The sequence below is a fragment of the Lysinibacillus sp. NPDC097287 genome, from assembly GCF_044761695.1.
Classification (GTDB): domain Bacteria; phylum Bacillota; class Bacilli; order Bacillales_A; family Planococcaceae; genus Lysinibacillus.
In genome coordinates, this window is record NZ_JBIWCX010000001.1 from 286,298 (window position 1) to 298,076 (window position 11,779).

Here is an 11,779-nt window from a genome sequence, read left to right on the forward strand (position 1 = left end):
TAATGGCTGATTTACTATTTGAAGTGAAAGATCATATTGCAACGATTTCGTTAAACCGACCTGAAGCGTATAACGCCTTCAGTGAAGAAATGATTACGGAGTGGATTCATGCACTTGAAACGGTCCGTGATTCAGAGGATATTCGTGTAGTGATTGTGAAAGGGAACGGCAAATCATTTTGTGCAGGTGGCGACATTAAAGCCATGCAAGCCGGTGAAGGGTTCTTCAAAAGTGAAGAAGACATCTCTTCTACAGGTTTGGCACGTAAAAATTCGCTGTGGAAAAAGATTCAGCGGATCCCCCTTCTTCTTGAGGAAATTGATAAGCCCGTTATCGCGCAAGTTCATGGCTTTGCAATGGGGGCAGGTCTTGATATGGCATTAATGTGTGATATTCGCATTACCGCGAGATCCACAAAGATTTCTGAAAGCTACATTAACGTAGCCATCGTACCAGGTGACGGCGGGGCATATTATTTACCGAAATTAATAGGTATCGATCAAGCGTTGGACATGTTCTGGACTGCTCGTGTATTAACTGCTGATGAAGCGAAAGAAAAAGGTGTCGTAACCTTTGTAGTAGATGACCATGAACTAGACGAATACACATACAATTACGCAAAAGAATTAGCAAGTCGTCCAACAACGACATTACAATTCATTAAGCGTGCAGTCTATCAAAGCCAACGAATGGATTTACGCTCTGCCCTCGACTATATATCCTCTCAAATGGCCATTGTGACAGAACTTAATGACTTTAAAGAAGGCGTTAGTGCGGTCGTAGAAAAACGCAAACCTGTTTATAAATGATGTGAGTAGGAGGAAAAAAGATGCAACCTCTTGAAAATATTCGAGTGCTAGATTTATCACGTGTCTATGCTGCTCCAGCAGGCTCGATGATGCTTGCGGATTTAGGTGCCGAAGTGATTCGTATAGAACATCCTAATGGCTCTGATAGTATGCGTGACTGGGGCCCGTTTTTGAATGATCAAAGCACTTATTATTTATGTGCCAATCGCAATAAAAAATCGATTACGTTAGATTTAAAAACTGCTGAAGCCCGAGAGCAATTTAAAGAGCTTGTCAAAGATGCAGATATCGTACTTGAAAACTTTAAAACAGGTGATATGGCGCGAATGGGACTAAGTTATGAAGAACTGAAAAAAGTGAATCCGCGCATTATTCATTGTGCGGTAACCGGCTTCGGTCAAACAGGTCCCCTAGCTTTTGAACCAGGATTTGATCCGGTCATTCAAGCAATGAGTGGTTTAATGGATGTGACAGGATCTCCTGATGGAGAAGCGACAAGAGTTGGTGTCCCTATTGCAGATATTTTAACGTCTAATTATGTCGTCATTAGCATTTTAGCTGCACTACGGATGCGCGATCAAACGAATGAGGGGCAATTTATTGATTTAGCTCTATTAGATGTTCAAATGAGTAGTCTAGCGAATGTAGCAAGTGCTTATCTAAATACAGGCTTTACTTCAGCACGTCTAGGTAACCGTCATAATAATGTCGCACCTTACCAAGTATTCAACTGTTCGGATGGTCCTTTAATGATTTGCGCTGGCACTGATGCACAGTATCAAAAGTTTTGCGTCATGATAGGACGTGAGGATTGGGCTAAAGATGCACGATTTATTACAAATACGCAACGCAAAAAAAATGAAGATGAGCTTGTTAAGTTGATTACTGAAGTTACGTTGACGAAAACCCGCGATGAATGGATTGAATTATTACAGCAATACAAGATTCCTGGTGGCCGTGTGAATACGATCGCTGAAGCACTTGAACAGCCACAAATAATTGCACGTGACATGATTGGTGAAATAGAGCATGAACAATATGGTAAAATGAAGTTCGTTAAAAATCCTTTAAAGTTCTCTAGCTTAAATATTGAATATAAATCAGCACCTCCTACACTTGGCGAACATTCAAAAGAATTCCAAAAGTCCTCTCTCCCGAAATAAAAGTGCGTTATAATAAAGGTTCTACACCAAAGTCTGTACTTGACAGCACATTCCACTACAGGCGGACGCTTTCCTGGGGGCGAACCTTGAGCCTCCTCGTCGCTAACGCTCCTGTGGGGTCTCAAGTTGTTCGCTGATCCCCAAGGAGTCGCCGCCTTCCGTTCCATGTGCTTACATAGTTTTTAAGTCAAGAACATGTTTTGGTGTAGATTCATAATAAAAGTAATTTTATTTGAGTAGGTGACGAGATGAATCAAGAGACTTTTGAAAAAAACTACACAATGTCGTCGCTACACAAAGCGATTAAAGTGTTAAAAGCTTTTACGAAAGATGAACCAAGCCTTTCTTTAACAGAATTAAGTAAAAAAACAGAGATTAGCATCTCCAGTTTACAACGCTTTGTCTCTACCTTTGTGTACGAAGGTTTTCTGCATAAAGATGAACGTACGAAACGCTACCAACTAGGACATTCGCTGCTTTACTTAGGAAACTTAGTCAAGCAAGAGTCTAGTCTAATTATTGTAGCAGAGCCCCTTTTAAAAAAGCTGAACCAGGAAATGGGCGAAAGTGTTTCCATGAATATAATCGACGGTTTGGAAAGACGTTGTATTTTAAACTACGATTCAACTTATCCACTATCAACGAAAATGTATGTTGGAGACACCTCCCCTCTTTATGCAGGTGCTTCTTCTAAAACATTGCTAGCATTTTTGCCGAATGTTGAAGAATATGTGGAGAATATACATTTTAAACCGATTACCGATCAGACGATTCTTTCAAAAGAGCAACTGATGAAGGATTTACAGCAAATCCGTTCCCAACGTTATGCAAAAAGTAATGGCGAGCGTGTACGTGGGGCATGCTCTGTTACAGCACCGATATTAAATGCTTCTCATCAAATCATCGCTTCCGTGACGATTATCATTCCAGAAGTACGCTACAGTGATTATGATGAACAACATTTAATTGAAACTATTCAACAAGTCGCTTTGGAAATTGAAAAGCAACTATATTAACAAAAAAAGATTGATATAACGACATTCGTTATATCAATCCTTTTTTTGCTTTATTTTAATTGCATAGTTGTAATGCAAGTACCATCTTTTTCAGAAGTAGAAAACGTTGACTCTACCATTTTCCCTTCGTGCTCCATCTTAATGTTATACGTTTCATCACGTGGCAGCCATAAATCAATAAATCCATTAGCTGGAGTTTTCATGGTTTCATCCACTATCACATTACCTTTCGAGTCCTCAATGTAAACATCAATCTCTTTATCTACCATCTCGCCTTGGCAACCAGTCAAGCTATGGTTTGTGCAAGGGTGAGTTTGATTTACATAAGGAGCAATAGAAACAAAAAATTCGTCTTCTGGTAAAGCATACGCTAACTCTTTTCCTTCTTTATCTGTCACAATCAGTTGTCTAGATGTGATTGAAGCAGTTTCTTCTTTAATTTTATTCCCGCTATACTCACTTACCAATTCCTTAATGTCTTCCGTATCCATTTCTTTTACAGAGTTATCGACATCCGAACTCTCTCCATTACAAGCACCTAGTAAAACAGTAGCAAACAAAGTTGCAGCAAACATTTTTAATTTCATTCTGTATCCACCTCTAGTTTGTTTCTTTCTACGTCTTATAACGCTGAATGCTTATATTATAAACGATAAATATGAAGAAAGTGTGCAGATAAATGGTAGATTAACTTAAAATAAAATTATTTACAGGTGTGTGGAATAACCAATTTCCAATGTAAATATAACACATTATTCTCCTAATCAACACAGCTGAATTACGCGAACACTAGTGATTCGAACCCATACCAATGATACAAACGTGGTAATGCCACATGCTGATTGTATGATTGATTTTTTAAGATAACTTCCGTCTCCACTGCTTGTAACGTTTCAAGTACGGCTGGTTTATCATCCACATAAACATCTAGCGCTAGTGATTTAATAGTTGCTACTTTTTCATGATCTTGCATCCCACAGAAGAAGTGCCCTTCTGCTACAGGAAAGCCTTTTGAGATCATCCATTCCCGTGTTTTCTTGCAATACTGTTTTGGACGTGACGTAATATAGTAAATGTCATGTCCCTCTTGTTGTAATGCTTGTAATGTTTCAAGCGCCCCTTCAAAAATCGGACAATCCGTAAAATAAATATCTTCTAAGGAGCTATTCCACATAGCAGAACCTTCTGTATCACTTAAGCCAAACGGCTCGTGAATTTCCACTCTTTGCAGTGCATGAAAGGCTTCAATTTCTACATTTTTGCCTAGTTTTTTATTATATAGCTCAAAAGCATGAGCGCGTAAATCGATTAGTGTGTCGTCAATATCAAAGCCAAATTTCATCTTTTTTCGTTCCTTTCAAGAAGCTGTTTCTAAGAAGTTTGCGGCAAAAGATTGTTCTTTTTCAATCTGCTTTATCTGTACTTCTTCAATTGCTGGCTCCCGCATTTGTTGGAAAATGTGTACCTTAAATTGTGCAATTGATTCTTTTGTTAATAACATTGCTAGACATTCTGCGTCCTTTAGCGCACTGTTTAATCCAAATGCTCCTGTTGGCGTCATTGTATGGACTGCATCACCTAAAAGTACGAGTCCATCTGCTCCCCAACTCTCACAATGGCTACTAAATACATCTAATAACACAAAATCTCGCCAAGATTGAATATGCTGCGCCACTGTCTCAGTCAATTCTGGAAAAGCTTTTGTCAGCTGTTGAATAAATGGTATGAATTCTTGTTTTCGGAGTGTTGGGAAGCTACCTTGCTCAATATTCCAACCAATTTGGATAAAGCCATTGGTCTGTGTAAATAATGACAATTGCTTATTATCAATTAGCGCCATTTTTATGGTTGGCTCCCACCCTTGAGGTGCAGGAATTTTCGCCCATAATAGATCAAATCCATGTTTTCGTTTTGCCATATCAATTTGCGACTGCCTACGAATTGTGGAATAACGGCCATCAGCACCAATAATAAGCTGACTGGTAATTTCAATTGGTTCACCGTCTTTTAAGGCAACCACTCCAACATAACGGCCAGCGTCATCTGTCATAAGTCGTGTCACTTTCGTATTTAACATGCAATTGAAGTGTGAAATTTTCTGAGCTTTGCTTAAAATGGCTTTTAGTAAATTTTTTTGTGGCACGTGGATACCAAGGTGACCAACTGCTGGATCCGGGAGTATCGTTTTAATGGTATGGCCATTATAGCAATATTCCAGTTTCTCCATGCGCAATAAACCAAGTGCTTCGACTGCTTCAAAAAGATTATGACTCTTTAAAACCGCTTCCCCCTCTTCGTTTAAATGCTCGCCACGAAATGCTTTACCAAGCTCTTTGTTTTGTTCAAGTAGCATCACAGAAAAGCCTTTTTTCGCAAGTAAATACCCAAGAAGTGTTCCAGCTGGACCTGCTCCTACTATACAAACATCCGCTTCATAACTCACTTTTCGTCACCTTTCTTTGGGTAAGCGATAATGCGTAAATCTTGACCAACCTTTTCAAACGAATCAAATTCCAAATCAAAAGCTTCTTCCATCAATGCAGGGCTATGACCACCAATCGGTGTTAAAGACAGGCGGCCTCCTAATACTTTCGGAGCCACATATACAATGTACTTATTAATAGCACCACTTTGTAAAAAGGAAGCATTCACTGTACTACCACCCTCAACTAAAATATCTGTTATACCTAGTTGATAAAGCTTTGCCAGCATATCATCAATATCAAGTCCATTATGTTCACGACGAACCCGTAAAACTACAACACCTTTCCCCTCAAATAAAGCGATTTTCTCTTGGCCTACCTCATCACTACAAACGATGATTGTTTTTGCTTCTTCGACATTGAGAACATTCGCTTTTTCCGGCGTTCGTAGTGAACTGTCCATAATTATTCGAACAGGATTCTTATCATATCCCTTATTTAATCGAGTAGTAAGTGATGGATTATCTGCAATCACCGTACTAACACCAACTAAAATACCGTCGACCTCGTGGCGAATATGATGGACATCCTCGCGTGCCGCCTCTCCAGTCACCCATTTGGAATGCCCTGTGTGTGCGGCAATTTTCCCGTCTAATGTCATTGCATACTTTGAAATGATAAATGGACGACTTGTCAGCATATTGTGAATGAAGCGTTCGTTTAAACGTCGTGACTGCGCTTCTAATACACCCACCTCTACTTCAATCCCTGCATCACGAAGTAGTTGAATACCCCGGCCTGCCACATCCGGATTCGGGTCTTGCATCGCGACAACAACACGATTTACTTCACAGTCCTTCACTAAGTTCGCACAAGGAGGCGTTTTCCCATAGTGTGAACATGGTTCAAGTGTCACATATAGAGTCGCACCTTTTGCATGCTCTCCTGCCATACGAAAAGCATGGACTTCTGCATGAGGCTCCCCAGCTTTTCTGTGTAAGCCGGTACCCACAATGACGCCATCTTTTACTATGACTGCCCCTACTAATGGATTCGGGTTTGTATTTCCCTTTGCACTCGCTGCTAAATCGAGCGCTAATTGCATATACTTTTCATCCGTCGTCATCACAATGTCCTCCTCACTTACTTCGATTCACGCATATGTCCAGATTTTTCAACCTTTGTATTCAAGTAAAATTGATTTGTCTCGGTTAAGCCACCCCATAACGGTACATGCCCTTCTGCAGCTAAACCATGTGCTTCTAATGCTTCTAACTTTTTCGGGTTGTTAGTAATCAATGTCACAGGTTTTGTACGAAGTGCTTCTAATACAGTTAAGGCCTCTTCGTAAGAACGTGTATCATCAGGGAAACCAAGTGCATGATTGGCTTCAACTGTGTCTAAGCCCTCTTCTTGTAATAAATAAGCAACTGATTTTGAAAATAACCCAATGCCTCGGCCTTCATGATCAGCTAAATAGAAAATAGCACCACAACCATGTTCAGTAATCATTTTCATAGACTCATGTAGTTGATAGCCACAATCACAACGCTGACTACCAAAAATATCTCCAGTATGACAAATGCTGTGCATACGAATGATTGCATCCTCTCCATTGGCAAAATCACCATATACAAGGACAGATGATTGCTGTTGAAAAGCTAAATTCGCTGCTGCAAGTGAATCAATAATTTCTTCTTTTGATAGATTTGCATCAACCTTTAGCCAGTTATACCATTGGAATGTCGCTGAGAAGTCACCCTGTTTTACAGGCAATTTCACAGGTCCAACGATACAGATATTTTCTGTTTCAGATTGCTTCATAATAACCATTTTATCTTTAACTATATCCATTATTTTAGTTGTAATTGTCATAATTCTCTCCAACTTTCTTTCGTAAACAGCTAACTTAAATAACTAGCTGCGAGCTTGTATAAGTTCATTACTTACATAACGTAACTAAGTTTATATTGATAACTAAGGTCTGTCAAACAACTTCTCTTATTTTACTAAAATTTCAATTACTCTTTTCACTAATAAGAGTACCTAAATTGACTATTATTCAGAGGAATACTTAAAGATTTTTCTAATGCTATTTTTTCCTAGCACGCTGGTCTATAATAAGCGAAGATATGTTGTTAAAGATGAAAGGAAGTTTATGAATGAACTTAGAAAAAAGTGTTCAAGTGAAACAGCCAAAATATCAGCAAATTGCCGTTGATCTTGCCTCGAAAATAGTAGAAAAAAGATATCAAATAGGCGATAAAATATATGCACGATCTTCACTTGCAAGCCAATATAATGTATCTGCTGAGACTGCAAGAAGAGCTATTGCAGTATTACAGGATTTAGAAATTGTTGAAGCTTCAAAAGGGAGTGGTGTATTCATTAAATCATATGAAAAAGCAGCTCATTTTGTCCGACAATTTCAGGATGTTCAATCGGTCCATGAACTACAAAATGAACTTCTCAAAAGCATCCATGCTCAACAGAATGAATTGCTTAATTTGCAAGAAAAAACAAAACAACTCATTAGCCGAACTGAACACTTCCGCTCTGTCAATCCGTTCATTCCTTATCAAATCGAAATGACGAACGAAAGCCCATGTATTCAGCAAACACTACAAACCTTGAACTTTTGGCAAAATACTTCCGGTACGATCGTTGGCATTCGCCGAAACAACGAATTATTACTATCGCCTGGACCTTATGCGTCGCTTGAAGAAGGTGACATCATCTATTTCATTGGCAATGATGAAAGTTTAGCGCGTGTTCAAAATTTTTTATATCCAAATTAAAATCCGCTTAAGCGCTGCTATACCAGCGTTTAAGCGGATTTTTTCTTTTTCGCTAGTTTGACAAAAGTAACAACCTTCTGTTACGGTTAGGTTGTTACTTGCTTATTTATGGATACGACAATCCTGTAAATAGTATTAATCTACGAAAGGAGCGGTTCTATGGAAAAAATAAAAGTGGAGCATGTTTCCAAAGTTTTTGGCAAACATATCCCCCAAGCACTAGAACTCGTCAAGCAACAAAAAAGCAAAACAGATATTTTAAAAGAAACAGGTGCAACAGTTGGTGTTTACAACGCTAGCTTTGCTGTTAACGAAGGAGAAATCTTCGTCATTATGGGCTTATCAGGAAGTGGTAAATCTACACTTATCAGACTTCTGAATCGCTTAATTGAACCTACAAATGGAAATATCCTTATCGATGGAGAAAACATTTCTAAGATGGGTAAGGATGCTTTAAAGACAGTTCGACGCAACAAGATGAGTATGGTATTCCAGAACTTCGGTTTATTCCCCCATCGTACACTGCTTCAAAACACCGAATACGGTCTTGAAATCCGAGGTGTCTCAAAAGAAGAGCGTACAGCAAAAGCAGAGCAAGCACTTGAAAATGCAGGATTACTTGCATACAAAGATCAATATCCAAACCAATTATCTGGTGGTATGCAACAACGTGTCGGCTTAGCGAGAGCACTAGCAAACGACCCTGAAATTTTACTAATGGATGAGGCATTTTCTGCACTCGACCCTCTTATACGTAAAGAAATGCAAGATGAACTACTAGATTTACAACAAACTATGAAAAAAACAATCATTTTCATTACACATGATTTGAATGAGGCACTTCGTATTGGCGATCGAATCGCGATTATGAAAGACGGTTCGATTATTCAAATTGGTACAGGTGAAGAAATATTAACGAATCCCGCAAATGACTATGTTCGAACATTCGTAGAAGACGTAGATCGCTCAAGAGTATTAACTGCTGAAAATGCGATGGTTCGACCTGTGTATGTCAATGTGGATCTTGATGGGCCTAATGTAGCGCTAAAAAGAATGCGTGAAGAGGCAGTTAGTTTATTAATGGCTGTTGATAAAAATCGTCGCTTGAAAGGCTTTATTACTGCAGATGATGCACTTGCTGCTGCAAAAAAACATGAACAAACGGTTCATTCTATTGTTCAATCAGAAATTTCCACAGTACCTCCAGATATGCTCTTACAAGATATTTTAGGGATGATTCATAACTCACCTACACCAATTGCAGTCGTAAAAGATGAACGCTTACTAGGCGTACTCATAAGAGGCGTTGTCATCGAAGCGCTCTCAGCATACAGCGAGGAGAATGAATCACATGAATAACTTTTTAGATAATATTCCATCATTACCACTTGCCCCTTGGGTAGAATCAGCTATGGACTGGTTGACGAGTAATTTTTCAGCGTTCTTCGGCACTATTCAAAAATCCGGGAAACTACTCATGAGTCAGGTCACTGATTTATTAATTGGCATACCTGCCATTATTTTAATTTTATTTGTTGTTCTCCTAGCTTTCTTTGCAACCGGAAAAAAATTCGGTCTCGCTATTTTCTCCCTACTTGGCCTGTTATTCATTTATAACCAGGGCTTATGGACACAACTCATGGAAACTACAACTCTCGTACTATTTTCGAGTGTAATTTCCATTATTATAGGTATTCCACTTGGCATATTAATGTCAAAATCTAGCGTCGCTGAAAGCATCATAAAACCGCTTCTCGATTTTATGCAAACGATGCCTGGCTTCGTTTACTTAATTCCTGCCGTTGCATTTTTCGGTATCGGGATTGTCCCAGGGGTATTCGCATCTGTAATTTTCGCATTGCCCCCTACTGTACGTATGACGAATTTAGGTATTCGCCAAGTACCAAAAGAATTGGTTGAAGCCGCTGATTCATACGGCAGTACCGCTAGTCAAAAACTATTCAAAGTTGAAATTCCGTTGGCCAAATCAACAATCATGGCAGGTATCAACCAAACTGTCATGCTATCACTTTCAATGGTTGTAATTGCATCTATGATCGGTGCACCAGGACTCGGTCGTGAAGTTTTAACGGCTCTTCAACGTACACAGGTCGGAAACGGCTTCGTTGCTGGCTTAGCACTCGTGATTTTCGCGATTATTATCGATCGCTTAACTCAAAGCTTTAACAAAAAGAAGACGCAATAAGAAAAGTGTATTCGCGCCCGTATGCATGCGGCGCGAATACCTAGACATTGCAATAAGAAAGGAAGATTCGATGAAATTTAAAACATTATCAAAATTAGGTATGGCTTTAGGACTTGGATTCTTACTTGCTGCATGTAGCAGTGACGATGATTCTGGTAAAGGTAACGATGCGAAAGAAGTAAATCTTGCTTATGTTGAGTGGGATACTGAAATTGCTTCTACACATGTCGTTGGTCAAGTACTAGAAGATTTAGGATATGATGTATCATTAACACCACTAGATAACGGCATCATGTGGGAGGCTCTTTCAAAAGGTGAGGCAGACGGCATGGTTGCTGCTTGGTTACCACATACACATGCTTCTCAGTATGAAAAATATAAAGATGATTTAGATGAGCTCGGTGAAAACCTTGCAGGCGCTAAAATCGGCTTAGTCGTACCAAGCTATATGAAGGTAAATTCTATCGAAGATTTATCAAATGAAGCAGATCATACGATTACAGGTATTGAACCTGGTGCTGGTATTACGGCGGCTACTGAAAAAGCATTAGAGGAATATGATAATTTAGCAGATTGGAATCTATTAACCTCTTCTTCTGGTGCGATGACAACAGCACTATCACAAGCAATCGACAAAAAAGAAGACATTATCATCACTGGCTGGTCACCACACTGGAAATTCGCTTCTTATGATTTAAAGTACTTAGAAGATCCAAAGGGTATATACGGCGGTGAAGAAACGATTAATACATTTGTTCGTAAAGGCTTAAAAGAAGATAATCCAGATGTTTATTCAGTCCTTGATAATTTCCACTGGACTTCAGAGGATTTAGAAGAAGTCATGCTTGAGATTATGAACGGTACTGATCCAAAAGAAGCAGCGGAAAATTGGATTAAAGACAATGAAGCTACTGTTGCCGAATGGACAAAAGATATTAAGAAATAAACAATAAACATGGCCCCTCGTTAAGTGAAAACGAAGGGGCCGTTTTTTATCTCTATATGAGTAAAATCATAACCGGGGGTATCCGAAAAAAGAACAGTTGGCAAGTTTGGATTAGTCTTTTCATTGTTAACGGTTAGGTGTGAATCGAAAAGAAAGAACAACTTCGAAAAAACGATAAAACTAGTTGATTGGAGTGCAGGCGGCGACTCCTTGGGGACTAGCAAACAGCTTGAGATCCCGCAGGAGCGTTAGCGACGAGGAGGCTCAAGGTTCGCCCCCAGGAAGCTCTTGCTCTGCGCGAAAGCGAAGCGTCAGCGGCAAAGCGTCAGCGGCAAAGCGTCAGCCGGAACGGAAATCAACGGCATCGAAGAAAAAGCCATGGTGGAATCAATTATTCCTTCACCATGGCTAAAATTTA

Annotated in this window: 12 protein-coding genes; 7 read left to right on the forward strand and 5 right to left on the reverse strand. The window is 39.4% G+C overall.

The window, feature by feature from the left end; translation table 11 throughout:
* The first annotated feature begins 2 nt into the window (after positions 1-2).
* From ACIQ2D_RS01295 to ACIQ2D_RS01305, 3 genes are all read left to right on the forward strand, one after another.
* Positions 3-809: an enoyl-CoA hydratase/isomerase family protein gene (locus ACIQ2D_RS01295; protein WP_402858197.1), complete on the forward strand. Its 807-nt coding sequence runs from the start codon at positions 3-5 to the stop codon at positions 807-809.
* Between the two features lie 20 nt (positions 810-829).
* Positions 830-1,972 (forward strand): CaiB/BaiF CoA transferase family protein, encoded by a 1,143-nt coding sequence (locus tag ACIQ2D_RS01300; protein WP_402858200.1) that lies wholly within the window; start codon positions 830-832, stop codon positions 1,970-1,972.
* Positions 1,973-2,220: 248 nt separating this feature from the next.
* A complete protein-coding gene (locus ACIQ2D_RS01305) occupies positions 2,221-2,988 on the forward strand; it encodes an IclR family transcriptional regulator (protein WP_402858203.1) in 768 nt (255 codons plus the stop codon).
* 50 nt (positions 2,989-3,038) lie between these two features.
* Here ACIQ2D_RS01305 and ACIQ2D_RS01310 read toward each other — a convergent pair whose 3' ends face one another.
* The 5 genes from ACIQ2D_RS01310 to ACIQ2D_RS01330 all read right to left on the reverse strand — a co-directional run bounded on the left by ACIQ2D_RS01310 (position 3,039) and on the right by ACIQ2D_RS01330 (position 7,286).
* On the reverse strand, positions 3,039-3,575 hold the full coding sequence (locus ACIQ2D_RS01310; protein ID WP_402858206.1) for a CueP family metal-binding protein: 537 nt from the start codon (positions 3,573-3,575) through the stop codon (positions 3,039-3,041).
* Positions 3,576-3,766: 191 nt separating this feature from the next.
* Positions 3,767-4,330: a 5' nucleotidase, NT5C type gene (locus tag ACIQ2D_RS01315; protein WP_402858209.1), complete on the reverse strand. Its 564-nt coding sequence runs from the start codon at positions 4,328-4,330 to the stop codon at positions 3,767-3,769.
* Between the two features lie 15 nt (positions 4,331-4,345).
* On the reverse strand, positions 4,346-5,431 hold the full coding sequence (locus tag ACIQ2D_RS01320; RefSeq protein ID WP_402858212.1) for an FAD-dependent monooxygenase: 1,086 nt from the start codon (positions 5,429-5,431) through the stop codon (positions 4,346-4,348).
* Positions 5,428-6,537 (reverse strand): bifunctional diaminohydroxyphosphoribosylaminopyrimidine deaminase/5-amino-6-(5-phosphoribosylamino)uracil reductase RibD, encoded by a 1,110-nt coding sequence (gene ribD / locus ACIQ2D_RS01325; RefSeq protein ID WP_402858214.1) that lies wholly within the window; start codon positions 6,535-6,537, stop codon positions 5,428-5,430. The genes ACIQ2D_RS01320 and ribD overlap by 4 nt, the downstream gene beginning before the upstream one ends.
* Positions 6,538-6,554: 17 nt before the next feature.
* Positions 6,555-7,286 (reverse strand): GTP cyclohydrolase II, encoded by a 732-nt coding sequence (locus tag ACIQ2D_RS01330; protein ID WP_402858216.1) that lies wholly within the window; start codon positions 7,284-7,286, stop codon positions 6,555-6,557.
* Positions 7,287-7,573: 287 nt separating this feature from the next.
* Between ACIQ2D_RS01330 and ACIQ2D_RS01335 the strand changes: the two genes are divergently transcribed.
* The 4 genes from ACIQ2D_RS01335 (at position 7,574) to ACIQ2D_RS01350 (ending at position 11,361) form a co-directional block, all read left to right on the forward strand.
* Entirely contained in the window at positions 7,574-8,209 is a 636-nt protein-coding gene (locus ACIQ2D_RS01335) for a GntR family transcriptional regulator (protein WP_402858218.1), read from the forward strand.
* 159 nt (positions 8,210-8,368) lie between these two features.
* Positions 8,369-9,568 (forward strand): quaternary amine ABC transporter ATP-binding protein, encoded by a 1,200-nt coding sequence (locus ACIQ2D_RS01340; protein WP_402858220.1) that lies wholly within the window; start codon positions 8,369-8,371, stop codon positions 9,566-9,568.
* Positions 9,561-10,415, forward strand: coding sequence for an ABC transporter permease (locus ACIQ2D_RS01345; RefSeq protein WP_402858222.1), 855 nt, complete (start codon positions 9,561-9,563; stop codon positions 10,413-10,415). Before ACIQ2D_RS01340 ends, ACIQ2D_RS01345 begins: the two co-directional genes overlap by 8 nt.
* 70 nt (positions 10,416-10,485) lie before the next feature.
* On the forward strand, positions 10,486-11,361 hold the full coding sequence (locus ACIQ2D_RS01350; RefSeq protein WP_402858224.1) for a glycine betaine ABC transporter substrate-binding protein: 876 nt from the start codon (positions 10,486-10,488) through the stop codon (positions 11,359-11,361).
* Positions 11,362-11,779 lie beyond the last annotated feature (418 nt).

What these genes read in the sequence shown, in the direction of transcription:
- ACIQ2D_RS01345 (WP_402858222.1), top strand. Translation starts at nt 9,561, where the DNA reads ATGAATAACTTTTTAGATAATATTCCATCATTACCACTTGCCCCTTGG.
- ACIQ2D_RS01350 (WP_402858224.1), top strand. Translation starts at nt 10,486, where the DNA reads ATGAAATTTAAAACATTATCAAAATTAGGTATGGCTTTAGGACTTGGA.
- ACIQ2D_RS01330 (WP_402858216.1), bottom strand. Translation starts at nt 7,286, where the DNA reads ATGACAATTACAACTAAAATAATGGATATAGTTAAAGATAAAATGGTT.
- ACIQ2D_RS01315 (WP_402858209.1), bottom strand. Translation starts at nt 4,330, where the DNA reads ATGAAATTTGGCTTTGATATTGACGACACACTAATCGATTTACGCGCT.
- ACIQ2D_RS01340 (WP_402858220.1), top strand. Translation starts at nt 8,369, where the DNA reads ATGGAAAAAATAAAAGTGGAGCATGTTTCCAAAGTTTTTGGCAAACAT.
- ACIQ2D_RS01310 (WP_402858206.1), bottom strand. Translation starts at nt 3,575, where the DNA reads ATGAAATTAAAAATGTTTGCTGCAACTTTGTTTGCTACTGTTTTACTA.
- ACIQ2D_RS01295 (WP_402858197.1), top strand. Translation starts at nt 3, where the DNA reads ATGGCTGATTTACTATTTGAAGTGAAAGATCATATTGCAACGATTTCG.
- ribD (WP_402858214.1), bottom strand. Translation starts at nt 6,537, where the DNA reads ATGACGACGGATGAAAAGTATATGCAATTAGCGCTCGATTTAGCAGCG.
- ACIQ2D_RS01335 (WP_402858218.1), top strand. Translation starts at nt 7,574, where the DNA reads ATGAACTTAGAAAAAAGTGTTCAAGTGAAACAGCCAAAATATCAGCAA.
- ACIQ2D_RS01300 (WP_402858200.1), top strand. Translation starts at nt 830, where the DNA reads ATGCAACCTCTTGAAAATATTCGAGTGCTAGATTTATCACGTGTCTAT.
- ACIQ2D_RS01305 (WP_402858203.1), top strand. Translation starts at nt 2,221, where the DNA reads ATGAATCAAGAGACTTTTGAAAAAAACTACACAATGTCGTCGCTACAC.